This is a genomic window from Flavobacterium sp. KH_001, from assembly GCF_057840745.1.
On the sequence record NZ_CM174520.1, the window covers coordinates 2,491,026 to 2,510,180 of the forward strand.

Sequence of the window (19,155 nt, forward strand, 5' to 3'; positions counted from 1 at the left end):
AGATTTAATTTATTTGTGCAAGACTATCGCTTACTTTTTCAATCCAATTGAGCAGTTGTTCTTTCTGAACAGTATTCAGCACTGCATTTTTATGGATCAGCGTATAGGAAGCCAAAGGCATTTCGTTAGCTTTTATCTGCTTGGCAATTCGGTCTAATTTATTTTCCTGTTTTCGTTTGGAATAACTTCCCCATTGGCTAAAATTCAAATTTTCTTTACCCTTAGTAATATGCCCCTCCATGAAAGTACGTGCCGGCTGTATGTAGGAGTACCATGGATATTGCGTGTTGCTGCTGTGACAATCATAACAGGAAGTCTGAAGAATCGTTTGTACATTTTTGGGAATGGGATAGACTCTCGAAATGTGAATTGGTAAAACCTGCCCGTAATCGGAATTTCGGGCAGGCTGATACAATTGCATCAGTAGAAAAATAATTAACCCAATAAAAAGAATCTTTCTGATGAATCGTTTCATTTTACAATTGTTTTTTCATTGAGCCGCAGGTTAGCATTTTAGAACCATAGTAAGGATTTTTTATCTCTTTTGTTTCACTGATCCAGATAGCTCCTTTCCCACCATCATACATAGGGCAAAAATCTTGATACAATTTTTGCTCTGATTTAAAAGATTTTATCAAATCATTCATGTCTTTACTCAACATGGCGAAATGTTCCCTTTGGTGTTCGATATTTCCACCGTTTGCTCCAATATGTTCTGCGTGTTCTTTAGCATCATCAGCAATATCAAGATATTCTGTCTTTAATTTCGCATCTATTGAATTAGGATTTACATTATTAAAAATTGCATACAATGCTTTTCCGGCATTTGCAGCTCCTTTTGTATCATCTTTTGTTAATGCATTTTTTAGCGTCAGATAATTGCTGACAATTTCGTTTATAGAAAATGTTGCTTGAGCAGCTTGGGTTGTTTTTACTTCTGCGCTTTTTTCAGTAGTTTCCTTTACTGGCTCGGTTAATTCCATTCCGCATTTGGAACATTTGTCTCCTTTTTTTCCTGTAACTTCAGGATGCATGGAACAGGCATACAATTGTGAATCATTCTGAGCGGTCCCAGAAGCAGCTTCAGGCGTTGTAGTTTCTTTGTTTTTTGAATTACAGGCTATAAGTACAATTGCCATTACAAGGGTTGAGAAAATTATTTTTTTCATTTTTTTAGTTTTTGATCTCTTATAAATGTTGTTTTGTCCAACATTCTTTTATTTGAGTGTTATACGAATTATTCTTTTTTTGATTGTGCAAATTCAATCTCCTGTTGGCATTTTGAATACCTTTTTAAGCTAAAAATGTAAATCCTAACTTTTCCATTCATGTCCATTTGAGGCACCCAAATTTCTAAACCATTTGGACTGTAGATCGTGTTATGGTTCATCATTGGCAGGTTAATATTTTTTACAGTTGTCCCATGGACGGCATCAATTACTAGGAGTTTACCTGTCATTCCTTCCATGCCGACAGTATGACCGGCAGAGAAGTCCATTCCGGGCACGCCAATGGTCACATGATTAGAATGTAAAGAAATGTGGTAAGGCCACATGATCATATCAGTTCCGGTCCCCATAAGGCTGACGGTCTCTGTAACTTTATTGGTTGCCAATTTGATTACTGAAATTGTGCCGTCCTGGGCATTGACCACATATGCGGCAGGATAGTTTATGTTCAATTTTGGATCGGACATATTCATATCATCTGATTTACTGCAAGAAGACAGCCATAGGGTTCCTAAGATTAATGCTCCAAGGATTGAAGTACCTGTAATTATATTTTTAATTTTATGATTTGGGATTATTTGATTGTTTCTATAGTTGATCCACAGCTTAGCATCTGGGAACCGTAATACGGATTCTTGATACCGCTTTCTTTGCTGAGCCAATTCGCATCAACCATTGGGCAATGGTTATAATAAACCGGTTGTGGCGGATTGGTAGTTTTTATAAGATCGTAAGTGTTTTTAGATAAGCTTTTAAAGGATTCTCTTTGTTTCTTAATATCTTGGGTTTCAGAAATGTTCTTTGCATCCATAGCTAAACTTTTCATTAAATTCATCCATGCAGTATGTTCTTTAGATTTTAGGTTTTCCATTTTAATGGCATTGATTGCAGTAAGAAGCTCTTTAGATTTGATTGCAGTAGTCTTGGCATCTGTTTTCACCAAAGCATCTTTTACCTCAAAGTAGTTGTCGAAAATTATTTTAAATGGACTCTCTTGTTCTGCATCTGGAAGAACTGCGGTTGTATGCTGGGAATGATCCATTTTCTCCATATCCATTTTTGATTCTTTCATTGGGACAGCCATCTTATTTGTTCTTTCGTATTGGCAGCATTTTGGAAGTTTTGCATATGCATCGGCAGGAGATAAGAATTGCTCACTGTCATATCCCGCTAAGGCAATTCGTTTTAGAATCTCATCTTGATTTGTTTTCTTCTGGTCGTAGGTAATGGCCGCAATTTTGGTATTCTCATCCCAGTTTACCGAAGCGATATTTTCGATGTTTCCTGCTTTTTCAATAGCAGTTTTGCACATTAGACAATTACCATAAATTTTTGTGTTTACGGTTTTGGCATTTTTTATAGGTGCGCCATACACTATGACTGATAGCAATATTGTAATTGCCATCAATCCTTTTTGAATTGATTTCATTTTAAAATGTATTAGAAGTGAATGTAGCCTTATGAGAAATAATTGTATATACGAGGTGTATAGACTATTATTCTCTAAAGCGAAAAATTAAAATAATGAAAAGCAAATGCCTTCCTTTTTTGACACACGTATGGCTGTCAAAAAAGGGTTTTAGCTTATTTTAGGTATAAGCCAGATAGAAGAGAAACCAGTTAAAATTGCGGTTTCTGAATTGTAGAATTTTTGTTTTTCAGAAAAAAAACTCAAGGTAATGTTTTTGAATTCAAGCTGGTTTACAAACGTAATTCCTCCGTTGCAAATTGAAGCACACCCGCACATTGAATGCCCACATTTTCCGCCACATCCATCATGATTTTTCTCACCTGAATGATTCGTTTTAGAACAGCAATCATCTTTATCAGATTGCGAAGTCTCTTTTGTACAAGAATGATTTACCACAATTTTTTCACAGGCAAAAGTGTCTGTTGGCATTAGGAATAAGCCAAGTAAAACAAGTACTATGATGTGAAATCGATTCATGTGAAAAAATAATAGAAACAAACTTACTTATATTTTTTCGGTTTTTTCAAAAAAAAATGTTAAAACCATTTATACAATAAAAAGGTTGCCTAAAAAGCAAAATCAATTACTTTAAATTTCTTTTACTACGGTCTTAGTTTATAATCTATGGTGACGATTTAATAATTAGCTATTTGCCAATTAATATATAATAATGTTTCTCATTTTACTATGAATGTTAAAATAAGGAGAATGGTTTATAGGGGATTTAGATGTCATTTCATATAAAATTAATTTAACGATTTATCAGGGTTAGAAACATTACCATGATGGCTGTCAGTATATTAATTATTCTAGTAAAAATTAAAAATTAGTAGTTTAGGGTACTTATTGCATTTTGAAAATAAAACACTAAACACACAAACATCATTAGCTATATTGCGATTGTGTAATGAGCAATATAGCTAATGATGTTGTTCCGTTTTAAAGCGCCCCGCAATTGCCCGACCAATTGCGGGGCGGCGGGCATTAGCCTACCGCTATAGGTTCTAACCTAAAAGTGCCAAGATTCAGAAAAAATCCTCTTTGGGCAGTCATGCCTTCACGAAATAATTTCCATAGTAGTGATGCCCCCATACAGGCAAGTGTCGCATTAATAAATAAATCCTGTTTTTCGAGTGCCTCGGCAAGGGAACAGCTCGGCTCATTGTTATCTGTCTGCGCCATTAGTAATTCCTTAAATTCATCGGTTAGCATCGGAAGACTGGGTACAGTCCTGTATAGTTTGGAATCAGGCTGTTGGATTTCGCTGATTGTCGAGAGCATCGCCTGACCTGTATTTTGGGCGTTGCCGAGGTCGAGCCAATAAAGGGATTTGTTGCGTTCAAAATCATTATTTCCATTACAGTTCTTTAATAAATCTGCAATATCAAAACGTGCCTTTGCGGTATCAACACAACTAATGTAAATATTTGCTCTGCCACGATTGGGCAGGGATTTCAGATTAGCTGTTGAAAATTGCTCTGTTACGGCTTTCCAATTCGTTCCAAAAAAGCGATTGATACGATTTATAAGTGCTACTGCTTTGGGAAGCCCAACCTCAGCATCTGCAAAAAGCTGTCGTCCCTGATTGGCATTAGTGACTACATCATCATCGAACAAATTAACCTGTAGTCCAGGATGTCCCAAGGCTATAAGGCTGTGGTTCATTCTTGCGAGTTCAGTGAGCATCCTGCTTCCTGTTCCTCCTGCGCCAATAAGATTTACCGTTATGGGATTGGTTGGGTTTATCAGGTAATTGTGCGCGTAATGCATGGCGCTTTGTGTATTCATGATAGTAATTTTTTAAGTGTTAAACCATTTTTGAGTAAGGATTTTATGGGAAACGATTTTCCGCTACCCACCAATTTCTGCCAAAGCTGTATGATGTTTCCTTTTACAGGACTTGTATTTCCAATCAGATGACTGAAATAGCTGTTAAAAAAATACTGTTCCCAAAGCGAAATGAATTCTTCCAAATGGCAGTCTGACTTTATAGTAACTGATACCGTCCCCATGCAGACCCTGCCATCGTCATATAAATTAAAAAACGGTGCATGATAAAGGGGTGTCTGTTCGTTTATTTGCATTTCGGTGTCTATTGCATAAATGTACAGCGTGTTTTTAGAGGCTTTCCATAACAAGGGCGGTACAAATGCTTCTCCGTTTGTAATTCCTAAACTCTCCACGAAAAACAAACTGACTTTTTGCGAAGGGGTGTACCAAATGGCAGAACCATTATGCTCGGGATTCAAATGCAGTACATTTTTAGGAAGCAGTCCTGATGGCTTTAAAAATTTACGGGTCAGTTCGTCTGATGTATCAAGGGCACTGGCAATTTGCGTGCTTTCTTTAAGGCTTAAGGGATGGGCGTTTATGGGACAGCCATTTTTATCCATATCATAGGCTTCCACATAAATGGATTTTTCAGCAGAATGTTTCTGATAGACTACAAAGGCTTTTACAGGATTGTACAATGTTCCGAATGCGGAGGTTATATCTTTCATGGTATATTATTTAAAAGGGTGCATAAATCATTTAGAAGTGGAAACAGCCTGTATTCGAAATCGATCGCTTTATGGGTTAACTCGTTTTGGGCATCATAGATCTGCAGGAGTGAAGGCTCTTCTATTTCGGAGCATTCGTTCAATTCATCATTGATTACCCGTGCAATATTCTCATAGAGTTGTCCATCAGTCTCTGCTATAAAGGAAATGTACTGTTCTGCCCTTATAATTCCTTCTTCACTTTCAAACACCTCATTGGAGGTATTTTGAAAAATAGTGTCCGCAGGATATTCAAGCATTAATGCCAATGCCTGTTTGGCAACACTTAGGCAGTCTTTTTCGAAAGGGTTATTGAATTTATAACTGCCTATGCGTTTTTCAAAGACACTCAGATGATAGGGATTGTACATTTTACGGTGCATAACATCTCCATAGTATGAAGCCGTGTTTAATTCTGAAATCATACTATTTCCGTTTTCAGACTCTTCATCCTCCAGTTCATCAATCATCCATTCTTCCATACACTCATAGTGGTAATAAAGATAACTATTGTCTTCCCTGTAATAGGGAATCCCTGCAATATGGTAGAGATAGGCAAAAACAGAGAGCAGTAATTCTGCCGTTCGTTTCTGTTTCCTTTTTTGTAATAGTCGGTACAAGGGCAGTACAGGAATATAGTACAGCGTATTGCACGTGTTATAAATATGCTTGGTTGCTAATTTTACACAGCCATTATTACACTGCATAATGGACAATTCAATATCGCGACCCAAACGGTTCAACTGCTTCTGAGCATCGCAATGTGCTAATAATATATTATAGGGATAGGATTTGCCTGTAGTACCCAAAACCTCAAAACCATACAATCCTGTCAGGAGAGCAAGAGAATTAAAAAAATCATTTTCTACCTGAAATTGGTCGGGTATTTTTTTACCCATTTCGAACAATGGCAGAAAAGAATGTCTTAAAAAACTATCGGCAGGAGTTCTAGCGGAGCGGAACTGTTCGGGTTCTTTTTTACTTGGTGCGCATCGGGCAGTCGGTCTGTATTTTCTGCGAATTCCCCTAACTGTCTGTATAGTCTGCATTGCTTTTTGTTTTTTGGCAGTTTAATACTGCCTGTTATTGTTTGCGTTTTCATGGTTTATCCTTTTGTGCCGATCTGAGATACAAATTTGTACTGCACGGCATCGTCATTTATAACAGGTCCTTCTATGGATGCCGTGGTTAAAATCGGATAGGTCTGCGCATAAAAATTGAGTACCGCTTCGGGGCTGAATGACGGCGATGGGTCGGCGAGTTTTATATCTACTTCTTTATCTCTGAAGATAAAAATGCGCTCTAAGGTGGTGGCTGTTAACATGGCTCTTCGGTTTTGAGGTCATTGAAAAGGTCTATGGGGAACTTATCGGAAAGCTCTGCTTTTCGGGCATGAATAATGTCCTTATATTCAGGATACAGGTCAGCGGGAGGCACTTTCATCCATGCTTCTTTAAATTTACCTGCCGTTTGGAGTTCGTCTGCTTTTTTCATGGCTGATTCGTATTGTTTCTGCAATTCGGATTTCTCCTTATCTCTTTTCAGAATGTTGTCTTTTTCCATCTGTGAACTCACTTTTGCCTGTTCCTTTTCTTTGAGGAACTGTTCCATATTGGCAAAAAGCTTTGCGGTATCTTTTACAGGCTCTGTAATCGCCTGAAAAAATCCGTTGTCGAGTTCCTCCGCCGTGCCTTTTAGCAAAATAGGCGGTACTTTTTTGCGGGCATCATCGCCAACGGTATCATTAAAAAACAATACCGATACGATTAGTTTGTCTGCTTCTTCTTTGACTATGTTTATTTTCCAATTCCCTGCTACCTGCAAGGCGAGGATTGATTTAAAAAAATTGGTTTCCATTGCTTTACTGTTTAATTTGTTTTACCTCTAAATCACTAATTGCTACTAACTTTTCGTACAGGTCTTGCCAATAGGCTTGCCGTTTTTTATCAAAGTTTTCAAAGAGTTTGTCTTCATGGGCAAAATTCCTGAAGTAGTCTGCCTGTTTTATTGCCTCTGCTAAATTTATAACTTCAATATTCTCTCCATTTCTATCTTCTATTTGTATCATGATTTCAGGGTTTAAAAGGACAGGCAGATTATGCCTGTCCCGATTAGCTAATTCAGAATCAAGGCGTCCGAGCCTTTATTTGCAAATTCCACACAAAGGTTAAAAGCGGACTGTGTGCGAATCTGTCCTGTACCCCCCATCAAAAGCGAAGTTAATTTAGCCTCTTCATCTTTGTAATTTCTAACATTCTGAAAATATCCTGTGATTGCATTGTAAGCCCCAAAAACAGTCCCTTTGGTAGTGTCCATCAGTTGTGTTGGGTTGTTCATGGCATATTCAAATGCATTATCCACCATATTTGTAAAACAAGTTGAAAGTTCATCCTCCTTACCATCTTGTATGGTTTTAAGCACCCCTTTGCTCGGAACAAGGGCAGACTGTATTAGTTTTTTCACTTCATTGTCCGTGATTCGGATTTTTGTCCAATGGTTAAAAATATTCTCCATCTGTGATGATAACATATCGGATATCCCCATTACTTTATGTGCCTGTTCCAAGCGTTGTTTGGCATTGGAGGTATGACGAATACGAACGGTATTAGTTTTACTGTTCATAGCGGCATTAAGGGTATTGTTGCATACGATACGTATGGGGGTGAATGCTGCGGTTATGCTTCCGCTTCCGTCATGGGAAGTGGTCAGGAAAATATATTTTTCAATCAAATCATCGTTACCAACCCTGATATAATCGGGCAGTTTTGCCGTTATAAAGATGCGTTCCCCTTTTCCGAGTGCCCCTGCGGTTTCGTATAGGATTCCGTCACCGCCTACGATACTGTCAAAAAAAGAAAAGGCGTCCCTGTTTTGTACAATTTGGTAGTCTTTTCCAACTACGCCCAAAACGGCATCATTGTCGATTCGTACCGTACTGAAGTAATTAGGTACTTCTATTTTATTGTGAATGATTTCATTATCCAAAATAATTTCTGTTGAACTAGGTGTAAAAAGCTTGCGTTTTTCTACTTCATAATCCAAACCAGCGTGTTTAATTGCTTCGGCGCTTGTCGGGTAATCGGTAATAATCTGCCCCAAATTGTGCCATGCTTTTTGTTTAGTGCTGAAAAAACTGTGTTTTCCTGTCTTCTCGTTGTAATTGATATTGTGTGCCATGATGTTACATTTTAAGTTATTGTGATTGTGTTAAAAGGGTACGTCCTGTGCTTTTTTTGATTTCTTTTCCTTTACTGCTGAAGAGGCTTTAGTAGTCTCTGCTTTTTTGGGAAAAACCAAAATTTTAATATTGTTGGTGTGAAAGGTCAAAGTGCCTACTGCCATACCTTCGCTGTTATTGTAAACATTCATGCCAATACGCCCAAAGAGCTGTACAAGAGTTCCTTTTTTAAGCCACTGTGCTGTAGCAGTATTTAACCAATAAGAGCAATTGATATAGGTTGTTACTTCCTTTACTTCGGTACTTCCTTTAGGTTTGTAATTGTCGTTGATGGCAATACTGAAATTGACCACTTGTTTGTCATTGTTCACTTTTTGAACTGATGCATCTGCTGTTACTCGTCCTGTGATTTCCATAATTTTAAAATTTAAAGATTACTACTGTTTTAGTTTCTCTCTAATCCTGCTCCCACAAAAATTGTTTTCAAAACGAAAAAACGGGAAAAAAGAAAGCAAGATGCAAGTGGCTTAAGGATGGGTAAGTGCTATAAGTCCCGAAGGGTGGCAAGGGGAAGCGCCGCCATTATGCGCACGGGGCATGCTTAAGTCACTATCTTAGCTGCCCTTTTAGTCCGTTTCGAGTGAAAGCTTTAAGTCCTATAGCTCGACGATATTTTATTACCTCACAAAATAGAATGGAAATAATAAATAAAATGGAAGATGAAATAGTATCTTAGATTGTTGTATTTTAGAAGATTGTGTTCCGTAATAAAAACATTTATTATTTATAATAATAATCTTTATTTATCGTACATTTCCGAGTTAAAAGATCAGAAGTTTAAATAGGAATAGGCATCGAATGAATTTAAAAAAGACGGTAAATAATTGGCTATGGGTAACGTTGGACGATGTTACAAAAAAAATAACTGACGGGTCACATAATCCGCCTAAAGGTATTGATTACGGATCTCCAATGCTTAGTGCAAGAAACATACAAAATAATTTTATTTCTTATGAGAATGTTAGGTATCTTTCGGATGAGGATTATCATGTTGAAAATTCACGAACAGATATTCAATATAATGATATACTGTTAACGACCGTTGGAACTATAGGAAGAAGTGCAATCGTACCAGAAAAGTTTGTAAAATTTACCTTGCAGAGGAGCGTAACTGTTTTAAAATCTTTGATCGAGCCTAAATATTTATTATATGCTTTACAATCTCCCTTTTTTCAAAAGCAGTTATTGGAAAATGCTCAAGGCACTGCTCAAAAAGGAGTATATCTAAATACTCTTAAAAAATTATCAATTCCATTACCATCTCCGCAAGAGCAAGTTAGAATAGTTGACAGAATTGAAGAGTTAATTAGTGAGTTAGATAAAAGCAATAAGGAACTAGATATTGCAAAGCAAAAAACTAATTTATTACTTAAATCAATTTTAAATGCCGCGTTCACTAATTCAAATATTATTTATAAAAGCTATCTTTTAAAAGATATAACTTTAAAAATAACAGATGGATCGCATTTCTCGCCTAAATCACAAGCTAATGGAATGCCTTATGTTACAGTAAAAGACATAAAAGATGATTTAATAGATTTTATAAATTGTAAGAAAATAGACAAAGCGAGTTTTGATGTTTTAAAGAAGAGTGGATGCTCTCCTTTAATGAATGATATATTGTTTTCTAAAGATGGGACAGTTGGTAAAGTAGCCTTGAATAATTATAAGGAAGAATTTGTTGTATTGTCATCTTTAGCCATTATTACACCGAATTTAAGTTTAATATCTGCTAAATATTTATATTATTATTTAAAGTCGGATATCTTTTTAAACCAAGCATTAAGCTCAAAAAAGGGAGTTGCAATAAAAAGAATTGTTTTAAAAGATCTAAGGCTTTTAAATTTGAGAGTACCAGATTTAGATATCCAAAGTGATATTGTAAATCATTTAGAAGAAAATATTACATCTATTATTAAAATTTCACAAGAAATCGAACAGAATATTTTAGCAAATAATTCATTAATTAAAAAAATATATGATCATGCATTTCAAGGAAAACTTACTAGTAGGCTGAAATCGGACAGTGATATTAAAGAATATTTGCAAACTCTACTTGTGCATAAAAAAGCTTACAAAGAAAATGAGCTAGAAATTAATAAGACGCGTGTAAGATTTAAAAAAGAAAATATTGATTTAAAAAAAATTATTATTAAACATTTTGATGATAAATATTTTACTTATGCAGAACTATTTGCGGTTGCAAATTTGTCTAAATTTAATTTTAGCTTGGAGTTTGAAAAACTTGAAAGTAAAAATATTATTATTGATCATTTTGATGATAAATCTGGAATTATTAAATACAGCATAAAATGAAAATTAGGAGACTGAAAATACATGATATTGACTACAAGCCTTTAATGAAAGGGGTTGATTTATTTTTCCCAAAGTCAGATGATGACTTTATACATGCTAATTGTTTAATAGGTATAAATGGATCAGGTAAATCTCAAATATTAGAATTGCTGGCAGAAATATTTTTGTTCTTGGATGCATTATTTAGGTTGGAAAATAAGAAAGAGAAAGAAGTATCACCTTTTGCCTTTAAAATAGAGTACGAAGTAACTATTGATAATGTGAAATATCTTGTAATTATCGATTGTGATAAAATAGGAACGAAGAAAAAAGATATTTTTATTGATATTCTGAAAGAGACTGATTCTTCTTATGTTTTTGATATAAATGATTTTAAAAATTTTTTACCACAAAAAGTTATTGGTTATACATCAGGTGATAATGAAACATTAAGTCTTCCTTTTGATCTATATTATGATGAATATGCAAAATATACAGGCGAAAGAGCATTAAAAAAAGAATTTAAGAATGCTAAAGATTACGAGCCTATGTTGTATTTTATGAACTATAATACAAATTTAGGAATAGCAATAAGTAGTTTAATCTTTGAAGATAATATTGAAACTATTTCTGTCTTGAAAAAAGAATTGCGAATTAAAAATTTAGTAAGTTTTAAAATAACAATTCAAACCAACCAGCCAAATGCACCTTTTTATAACCATAAAGGTGATGGAGGAATTAAGTTGACAAAAGAACTAGAAATTTGGAAAGAAAAATTAATAAAATGTTGTCCTAAAGCAGTGCAAGATGAAAGTGATATTAAACACAAGAGATGGGTTTTAGAATATAATTTAGATGATAAGAATATAATTAAGCTTTTTAAATATCATTTTAATAGTGCTTTAGAGTTATATACAGCATTGTATAAATTTGAATTATTAAATAATCTGATAATAAAAGATGACATAGTTAGAAAGATTAAGACAGATAGAAAAGAACGTAGGCTTGTTACAAGAATGCCTATGGTTCCTGAGGAAGATAAAGTTCTTCGTTATTCAGAATTAAAACTACGATTAACAAATGAAAATGTTCTGGACTATTTGAGTCTAAGTGACGGAGAGCACCAATTTCTGAATGTTTTCGGAACAGTTTTAATGATTGATTTAGATAATTGTTTATTTCTTCTTGATGAACCGGAAACACATTTTAATCCAACTTGGCGTAGGACATTTATTAGTATTTTAAAGCAAATAACCAAAGGTCGTAAACAAGATATGTTTATAACCTCGCACTCACCTTTTGTCATTTCGGACAGTAAAAATGAAAATGTATTTATTTTTACTCGAAATGATGATAAAATATTAATAACAGAACCAACTCAGGAGACATATGGAGCATCTTTTGATGAAATTTTAAAAATGGCTTTTGATATAAAGATTCCTATTTCAGAAGATTCTCTCTCGTTAATTAAAGAATTGGAGAATTCGGATGATGTTGATTACATTGAAAAGCGTATAAAAGAGTTAGGAGAATCTTATGAATTAACATCTTTACATAGAAAAATTGAATTTTTAAAATCTATCCAAAATTAATATATGCTCTATAAATATCATTACGTAAAAGAACATAAAATGCATAAATTAAATCAGCATTTTTTATTCTTTATAAGAAAAATTAGAAATGTAAAGAAGCGAGCTAAATACGAACCTACTATATATTTTCATAATAGTTTTCTAAATAAAGCTGGAAAGATAGCTCCACACAGAAGGGAGAATAAAAAACTAAATGATAAATTTAAAATATTTTTTGAAACATTTAAGAAACTTGACGATTCCGAAAAATTAAAGTTTTATAAGCTTATTCTTTTTTCAAGGGATTTGCATCTTTATTTTGAAAATAGTTTAATAAATGTTTCAGTAATGCATAAGGATAGAATTTCTGAAATTTTAGGCAATAATTCTTTTGATCATTTAATGAGTGAATTGTGGGACAGTTTGAAGACTAATTCCTGGGAAATTGACAAACATTATGAAGAAATTTTTGATCACCTTCCAGAGTCACGGATTTGTACTTTTTGCGGTATAAATCCATTATCACATCCACAGTCTTATAGGGCTGATTATGATCACTTGGCATTTAAGGGAGATTATCCAATTTCGGCTATAAATTTAAAAAATATGGCTCCTTCATGTTCTGAGTGTAATCAAAAATACAAACATGATACGGATGTTTTTTATCATTCTGACAAAACAAGAAGGGTATTTAATTATCCATTTTTAAATTCTATTGATATAGAATTAAATTTTTCTGGAACAGTATTTCCTTTTACTGATACTGCAAATCGAAATGGAAAATGGGAAATTCAAATCAAACCAGATACAGAAATAACTCGTTCTTGGGATGAAGTATATAAAATAAGGGAGCGCTATATACGGGACATACTATTAACGGATTATAATACTTGGATTGGTCAATTTAAACAAGAATTAAAAGATCATGGAATTAAAGTAGCAGACGAAAATTGTTTAAAAAAATATTTTATAATGCATTTTAGGAGATACGGAAAAGATAAATTACAAAAGAGATATATTGTTAAATCATCTCTTTATAAATATCTTTATAAGTGTAATAATTCTGTTTTATATAATCAATTAATTAAAGAGATAAATTAGTTTAAAATGAATAATTTAGTAGCAAAAATATGGTCTTTCTGTGATACCCTTAGAGACGATGGGGTGAATTATAGTGATTATTTAGAGCAAATTACTTATCTCCTATTTTTAAAAATGGCAGATGAATTTTCTAACCCTCCATATAATAAAAAATTTGATATTCCAGAAAAATGTAATTGGCAATATCTATTAAATCATTCGACAGATAATTTAACTACAGCATATTTTGACGCATTACATATATTGTCAAATTCTACAGGAATGTTGAAGAAAATTTTTGATGGAGCTCAAAATAAAATTCATGATCCATATAAGTTGCATAAATTAATAGAGTTAATTAATGAAGATGAATGGGTATCTGATAAAGTTGATATTAAAGGAGATATTTATGAGTCACTTCTTCAAAAAAGCGCTGAAAGTAGTGGTGCAGGTCAATATTTTACTCCAAGACCAATTATTAAAGCGATGGTGGAATGTATACAGCCAAAACCGAAGGAGACTATTTGGGATCCTAGCTGTGGAACTGGTGGCTTTTTTTTGGGAGCAATAGAATATTTAAAAACTAATTATAAATCTGATTTAAAAAAAACTGATACTAAAAAATTTTTTGAATTTGATACTTTTAGAGGATGGGAAATTGTACCTTCCACTGCGAGATTGTGCTTGATGAATTTATTTTTACATGGTATTGGAGATTTAAAAGAAACTCCTAATATTAATGTGGAAGATAGTTTATTAAATCCACCAGATGACAAATGTAAGATTGTTTTGGCTAATCCTCCTTTTGGAAAAAGTAGTAGTTATATTTTAACAAACGATGAAAAGTTATTAAAAAATAATGAATACAAATTACGTAAAGATTTTTGGGTAACGACAGGTAATAAACAACTAGCATTTGTACAACATATTATTTCTCTTTTAGATGCTAATGGAAGGGCTGCAGTTGTACTTCCTGATAATGTTTTATTCGAAGGAGGGGCAGGTGAAATAATAAGAAAGGAGCTTTTAGAAAAGACAAATTTACATACTATTTTGCGATTACCAACTGGTATTTTTTATGCAAATGGGGTGCAATGTAATGTACTGTTTTTTGAAAAAGACTTTCAAAAAAAGAGTGATGGAATATGGTTTTATGATTACAGGACAAATATTCATCATACTTTAAAAACTCAAATTTTACGTTATGAACATTTGGAATCTTTCGTAAATTGTTATCATGCAAAAGATCGAAATTTAACAAGTGAAACTTGGAATGTCAAAAATTCTAAGGGTAGATTTCGAAAATTTAGTTTAGAAGAACTATATTCAAGAGATAAAACAAACTTTGATATCTTCTGGTTGAAGGATAATAATTTAGTTGATATTGACAACTTAGCAGATCCAGAAATTCTAGTATTGGAGATTATTAGTAATCTAGAAAGTGCTTTAGCTAGTTTTAAAGAAGTCTCAAATAGCTTAAATATAAAGTAATAATTATATCAGGACTAGAAAGAAATTAAAGATATTTAAAATATTTATAAAGAAAAGTTTCTAACTTTTCTTTATAAATACTCTATATTGTATTGGTTCCATTAATAATTGGTTTTGTAAATCGCCTCTTAACTCAAAGAATTCTCCAAAATTATTTTCTACATCATAATTATAAACCCTGTAAATACAATATGATTCTAAATTTAATTTCATAAAATTTATTTCATTATTACTTAAGTAAAAAGGTGTATATTCATTGCTATTCGTTGTTTTAACTTCAATATATTTATGATTTCCCTTTTCATCAAATGAAAGAATATCATAGCCTTCTCCATCTTTTACAATTTTAACGGAGGCAGCTTCATTAAACATCTTTTTCTTTTCAAGAAAATCAATTTCATTCTGTTTTACAAGTGCTTCACCAGCATCTCCTAATTTTTTTTGTTCGCTTCTTAACTTTTCAAAATCGACATCAACACCTTTGAATTCGCTTTTGTTCTCTGGAATTGATTCAGCCCCATTAGTAGGCTTATCTCTTTTAATTAGATAGTTTTTAAATAAAGTGGAAGGAATCGGCTCTCCCCAAATAGCATTTATAATAGCATTATATTGTTCGACATGCGATTTAATAAAATTTACACAAGTTATTATGAGATCTTCCCAAGTAAGATTAAGTAAATCATTAAAAGCAATCGTATTCCAATGAGCAGATTTAGGTCTCATTTCCTTGAATAGGATAATTTGTTTGTCACTAAGCTTTGAATTTCGAGTTTCTTGACAATCAATTTTATAAACAAATGCTTCGGTTTCAGGAAATGCATCTATTCCGAACGTAAAAAATATATCTTTATCACGATCATTTTTTTTAAAGATTTTTACCCATGTGTAAGCTTTAAATTTTGCTGCTTGAACATTTTTCCCATCTTCTAGTTTCCAACCTCTCTGGCTCCAAATTTTTTTAGCATCTAAATCGAACCCATCTAATCTTTTAACAATTTCCTTTCCTAAATAAACACTCTTTTCCCAAACAGTATCCATAAGATTATTTTTAGCCTCAACATGATTTTGATTTTTAGGGTTGTAGGACTTCAATTGCCATTCTTTAAAAAAGTTGAATTCATCTTTTGTAAAAAAATCAGGTTCTTTTTTAGAATTAACTTGTGATGTCAGATTTGCAAACTGTGTATAATTATCTTCCTCTTGCCAATAAATACGACATTTTTCTGCTTCTATGAAACCATACAAGTCGCCTTTCAGTTTACTGAAATTTCCTTTACCTAATTGTTCTGCAATTTTATAAAATCCGTTTCCATGGTCATTTATTTTTACATCTTTATAAATAGCTAAAGAACTTATCAAAGGACGTCCTTGTATACTTTCGAATTCAGACACTAAACCAAGCATATCACTTAATTGCTTTTTACCCTGTATAGTTGATAAATCGTAATTTAGATTGCAGTCTTTAACCACATCACTGTAAAATACAAACTTACCAGGTATCCTTGCTGCTTCTATGAGATAACTTCTTACTTGTTCATTCATTATTGATATAATTTTAACTTTTAGGTTTGATGAAATAGGGATGCTCAATAATTGATTTTTCTCCATTCTCATTTTCATAACTCACAGTAGGATATGCATATTTACCATCTAGATAATCAGCGGTCTGCGCCAATGTGATAACTTTGTATTTTCCATTGAACATGTAAAACGTTGGCGTATTGATAAAGAATACTCCTTGTACATCATAATTCAATATATCCAAATCTAAAATATTGTATATTATTTTTAAGTGCTCTTGTAAAATATCTTTATTTAGTGAAATCCAAGTAATCTTTCTTTCAAGCTGAGGTTCATATTTTTTAATAAAATGTGTAGTATCTGTTCTATAACCGACAGCTTCATATCTTGTCTTATTGTATTTTGAATCAGCCACTAGAATCAATTTTGATTTTCTGTTTACAATAATATAGTCAATTTCTCCTGCAAGCTGATTATCAATGTTTATATTGTCTTTTTTAGGTTGTTTAAAGGACTTGATATTTCGACAATACAAAAGTTTTTTTTCCACAAGAATAGCTTCAATTTTGTCTTCAAGAATTTTGTCGTGTTGGTGACCTTTTAAACTCATATACTTTAACATAAGCTTGTTAGTCCTCCATTCAGGTGGAATAGTGTTCCAACTGATAGCATTAGTTGCCAAAACAAATATACTTTCCATAAATTTATGCTTACCAACTAAAGCCCTTTCGACTCCATCAATCGTATATATGAGAATTGGTCTGTACATATACCTTTCGGTAGAATATGGTTTTAATACAACATCTTCAAGTGACATTTTGTTATTGCGTGATAGTGACAATCCATTATAAAATTGTTCAGCACTTTGAATGCTAACACCTTTTTGTGCATGTAAATTAGCTGGCAAAACATAAGGTTCAATTGTTTGTAATTCAGGTGATTTAGGATTGTGGTGTTTTTTTATTTCGAATATCTGCCCGCCGGCGAAATCATAATCTATATCAAAACAATTATTAATTGCCTTTTTTAACTCGTCAACAGCTGTTTCATCAAATACCCCTTTCTCATAATCAACTGAAAGTGTAGAGAAAAATTCTTTGTAAATGGCTCCATAATGATGCTGCCAGCTGATTGCCATCCCTCCCTCATCAAATTCAATTTTATGAGCCTCCTCAATCATTTTCTGATATGCAATAAATTCAGCAAATTGATACATCCATGTTCCTAGATAGGTAAGATGCTGAATTTTCTCATCCATCGCTTCAAATTCAGCTTCCATTGGATAAGTCCCCCAGTTTAGATTATTATCACAACCTTGTTCTAAAATTAGCTTGAGTATTCGTCGATATGCGGCAAAATCTTTATTTATTGTGGGAGGAAGCTTAAAACCATTTTGAGTTTTCTCAACTATTTTTTGAGACTCTTCATGAAGGTAAAAAACATATTTAAAAAATTGAAAATTATTTTCGCTTATCAATAACTCCCTAAACTTATTGCAATAGTAAGTAAAAGAATGTAACAATATCTCTTCAACTATCAGTGAATTATAAATAGTATCATGACCATACTTTGCGCTAATTTCCATTGATAATTCTGTCCAATAAATATCAACGTAACCATCATATTGAAAAGTTAAAACTGTATTACCGTCTACTTGAATTTTTGCCATGTGTCTTTTTTTGAATAGCTAAGTTATTGAAATAATTAACTTTTTATATTCTATTTCAGTCAAATAAGAACTATAATTAAAACAAATCGTCTAGTTTCTGCTTAAGCAAATACTTATCCGGCAGCTGAATCTTATATTCAGCAACCATTGTTGGAGAAAGACTTCGGCTTAAAGCATATTCTACAACTGCATGATCCTGGTCTTTACATAATAAAATACCAATACTTGGGTTTTCATTCTGCTTTTTCACATCTCGATCTAATGCTTCTAGGTAAAAATTTAACTGACCCAAATGTTCGGGTTTAAATTTATCTGATTTTAACTCAAATGCTACCAAACATTGTAAACCTCTGTGATAAAATACCAGATCAATATAAAAATCACTATGTCCCACCTGAACTTTATACTCTTCTCCGATAAATAAGAAATCCTTACCCAATTCAAGTATAAAATTTTTCATCTGATTAATCAGACCTTTTTGCAAATCACTTTCGCTATACGAATCCGAAAGGTTTAAAAAATCAAATATGTAACTATCCTTAAATGTGTTTGTGATATCGGGATGTAATTCTCTCATCACTGATGAGACTTTTGTATTTCCAATAATAGTCCTTTCAAAAACGCCACTGTTTATTTGCCTTTCTAATTCTCTTGAACTAAATTTTTCCTGACTTGAAAGCCGCAAATAAAATTCTTGTTCTTCGATTGATTTAGTCCTGCTTAGAATAATGAGATTGTTTGTCCAACTGATTTCTCTCAGCAGTGCTGAGAGTTTTGGAAAAGCTTTGTATGTCTGATAAAATTGCTTCATTCTCCAAAGATTCTTATCCGAAAATCCTTTTAAATCAGGCTCACTTCTTTGTAAAAAATCAGCCAGCTCTTTTACTACTGATTTTCCCCACTGTGCTGTTTCGATACGATTATAAATGTATTGTCCAATATTCCAGTACAGATTAATCATTTCAGTGTTAACTGCTGAAATGGCTTTTGATCTGGATTGTTTTATTAATTGGATTACATCGGTAAATTGTTCTTGTATCATTATTTTTG

20 protein-coding genes are annotated in these 19,155 nt (G+C 33.0%); 4 read left to right on the forward strand and 16 right to left on the reverse strand.

Annotated features, from left to right (window positions below):
- Window positions 1-4: 4 nt before the first annotated feature.
- The 13 genes from AC3ITQ_RS10710 to AC3ITQ_RS10770 all read right to left on the reverse strand — a co-directional run bounded on the left by AC3ITQ_RS10710 (window position 5) and on the right by AC3ITQ_RS10770 (window position 8,834).
- The gene (locus AC3ITQ_RS10710) at window positions 5-475 is read right to left on the reverse strand and encodes a heme-binding domain-containing protein (protein WP_035650032.1); all 471 of its coding nucleotides are present in this window, start codon (window positions 473-475) and stop codon (window positions 5-7) included.
- 1 nt (window position 476) lies between these two features.
- Window positions 477-1,169, reverse strand: coding sequence for a DUF3347 domain-containing protein (locus AC3ITQ_RS10715; RefSeq protein ID WP_489238657.1), 693 nt, complete (start codon window positions 1,167-1,169; stop codon window positions 477-479).
- A 68-nt stretch (window positions 1,170-1,237) separates the two neighbouring features.
- Window positions 1,238-1,681 carry a YncE family protein gene (locus AC3ITQ_RS10720; protein WP_489238659.1) on the reverse strand — a complete coding sequence of 148 codons (444 nt, stop codon included), beginning with the start codon at window positions 1,679-1,681 and terminating at the stop codon, window positions 1,238-1,240.
- Between the two features lie 122 nt (window positions 1,682-1,803).
- Window positions 1,804-2,658 carry a DUF3347 domain-containing protein gene (locus AC3ITQ_RS10725; RefSeq protein ID WP_291285318.1) on the reverse strand — a complete coding sequence of 285 codons (855 nt, stop codon included), beginning with the start codon at window positions 2,656-2,658 and terminating at the stop codon, window positions 1,804-1,806.
- Window positions 2,659-2,808: 150 nt separating this feature from the next.
- Window positions 2,809-3,177 carry a hypothetical protein gene (locus tag AC3ITQ_RS10730; protein WP_291285317.1) on the reverse strand — a complete coding sequence of 123 codons (369 nt, stop codon included), beginning with the start codon at window positions 3,175-3,177 and terminating at the stop codon, window positions 2,809-2,811.
- A gap of 507 nt (window positions 3,178-3,684) precedes the next feature.
- A complete protein-coding gene (locus AC3ITQ_RS10735) occupies window positions 3,685-4,488 on the reverse strand; it encodes a PRTRC system ThiF family protein (RefSeq protein ID WP_489238660.1) in 804 nt (267 codons plus the stop codon).
- Window positions 4,485-5,201 carry a PRTRC system protein B gene (locus AC3ITQ_RS10740; RefSeq protein WP_489238662.1) on the reverse strand — a complete coding sequence of 239 codons (717 nt, stop codon included), beginning with the start codon at window positions 5,199-5,201 and terminating at the stop codon, window positions 4,485-4,487. The genes AC3ITQ_RS10735 and AC3ITQ_RS10740 overlap by 4 nt, the downstream gene beginning before the upstream one ends.
- Entirely contained in the window at window positions 5,198-6,289 is a 1,092-nt protein-coding gene (locus tag AC3ITQ_RS10745; protein ID WP_489238664.1) for a hypothetical protein, read from the reverse strand. The genes AC3ITQ_RS10740 and AC3ITQ_RS10745 overlap by 4 nt, the downstream gene beginning before the upstream one ends.
- A gap of 56 nt (window positions 6,290-6,345) precedes the next feature.
- Window positions 6,346-6,564 carry a PRTRC system protein C gene (locus AC3ITQ_RS10750; RefSeq protein WP_073409949.1) on the reverse strand — a complete coding sequence of 73 codons (219 nt, stop codon included), beginning with the start codon at window positions 6,562-6,564 and terminating at the stop codon, window positions 6,346-6,348.
- Window positions 6,558-7,097: a prtrc system protein e gene (locus tag AC3ITQ_RS10755; RefSeq protein ID WP_489238666.1), complete on the reverse strand. Its 540-nt coding sequence runs from the start codon at window positions 7,095-7,097 to the stop codon at window positions 6,558-6,560. The genes AC3ITQ_RS10750 and AC3ITQ_RS10755 overlap by 7 nt, the downstream gene beginning before the upstream one ends.
- 4 nt (window positions 7,098-7,101) lie before the next feature.
- Window positions 7,102-7,308 carry a hypothetical protein gene (locus AC3ITQ_RS10760; protein WP_489238668.1) on the reverse strand — a complete coding sequence of 69 codons (207 nt, stop codon included), beginning with the start codon at window positions 7,306-7,308 and terminating at the stop codon, window positions 7,102-7,104.
- Between the two features lie 47 nt (window positions 7,309-7,355).
- On the reverse strand, window positions 7,356-8,417 hold the full coding sequence (locus AC3ITQ_RS10765) for a DUF932 domain-containing protein (RefSeq protein ID WP_489238669.1): 1,062 nt from the start codon (window positions 8,415-8,417) through the stop codon (window positions 7,356-7,358).
- A gap of 30 nt (window positions 8,418-8,447) precedes the next feature.
- The gene (locus AC3ITQ_RS10770; RefSeq protein ID WP_395431594.1) at window positions 8,448-8,834 is read right to left on the reverse strand and encodes a single-stranded DNA-binding protein; all 387 of its coding nucleotides are present in this window, start codon (window positions 8,832-8,834) and stop codon (window positions 8,448-8,450) included.
- A gap of 442 nt (window positions 8,835-9,276) precedes the next feature.
- Here AC3ITQ_RS10770 and AC3ITQ_RS10775 point away from each other — a divergent pair, with 442 nt between their 5' ends.
- From AC3ITQ_RS10775 to AC3ITQ_RS10790, 4 genes are read left to right on the forward strand one after another with little or no spacing between them, the layout of a single operon-like run.
- On the forward strand, window positions 9,277-10,794 hold the full coding sequence (locus AC3ITQ_RS10775; RefSeq protein WP_489238671.1) for a restriction endonuclease subunit S: 1,518 nt from the start codon (window positions 9,277-9,279) through the stop codon (window positions 10,792-10,794).
- Window positions 10,791-12,365 (forward strand): restriction system-associated AAA family ATPase, encoded by a 1,575-nt coding sequence (locus tag AC3ITQ_RS10780; RefSeq protein ID WP_489238673.1) that lies wholly within the window; start codon window positions 10,791-10,793, stop codon window positions 12,363-12,365. Before AC3ITQ_RS10775 ends, AC3ITQ_RS10780 begins: the two co-directional genes overlap by 4 nt.
- Window positions 12,366-12,404: 39 nt before the next feature.
- Entirely contained in the window at window positions 12,405-13,445 is a 1,041-nt protein-coding gene (locus AC3ITQ_RS10785) for a hypothetical protein (RefSeq protein ID WP_489238674.1), read from the forward strand.
- 6 nt (window positions 13,446-13,451) lie between these two features.
- A complete protein-coding gene (locus AC3ITQ_RS10790; RefSeq protein WP_489238675.1) occupies window positions 13,452-14,915 on the forward strand; it encodes a type I restriction-modification system subunit M in 1,464 nt (487 codons plus the stop codon).
- Between the two features lie 60 nt (window positions 14,916-14,975).
- Here AC3ITQ_RS10790 and AC3ITQ_RS10795 read toward each other — a convergent pair whose 3' ends face one another.
- The 3 genes from AC3ITQ_RS10795 to AC3ITQ_RS10805 all read right to left on the reverse strand — a co-directional run bounded on the left by AC3ITQ_RS10795 (window position 14,976) and on the right by AC3ITQ_RS10805 (window position 19,147).
- Complete coding sequence (locus AC3ITQ_RS10795; RefSeq protein ID WP_489238677.1) at window positions 14,976-16,457, reverse strand: protein NO VEIN domain-containing protein; 1,482 nt, start codon at window positions 16,455-16,457, stop codon at window positions 14,976-14,978.
- Between the two features lie 13 nt (window positions 16,458-16,470).
- The gene (locus AC3ITQ_RS10800; protein WP_489238679.1) at window positions 16,471-18,105 is read right to left on the reverse strand and encodes a hypothetical protein; all 1,635 of its coding nucleotides are present in this window, start codon (window positions 18,103-18,105) and stop codon (window positions 16,471-16,473) included.
- A gap of 76 nt (window positions 18,106-18,181) precedes the next feature.
- The gene (locus tag AC3ITQ_RS10805; RefSeq protein ID WP_489238681.1) at window positions 18,182-19,147 is read right to left on the reverse strand and encodes a PDDEXK nuclease domain-containing protein; all 966 of its coding nucleotides are present in this window, start codon (window positions 19,145-19,147) and stop codon (window positions 18,182-18,184) included.
- Between the last annotated feature and the right edge of the window lie 8 nt (window positions 19,148-19,155).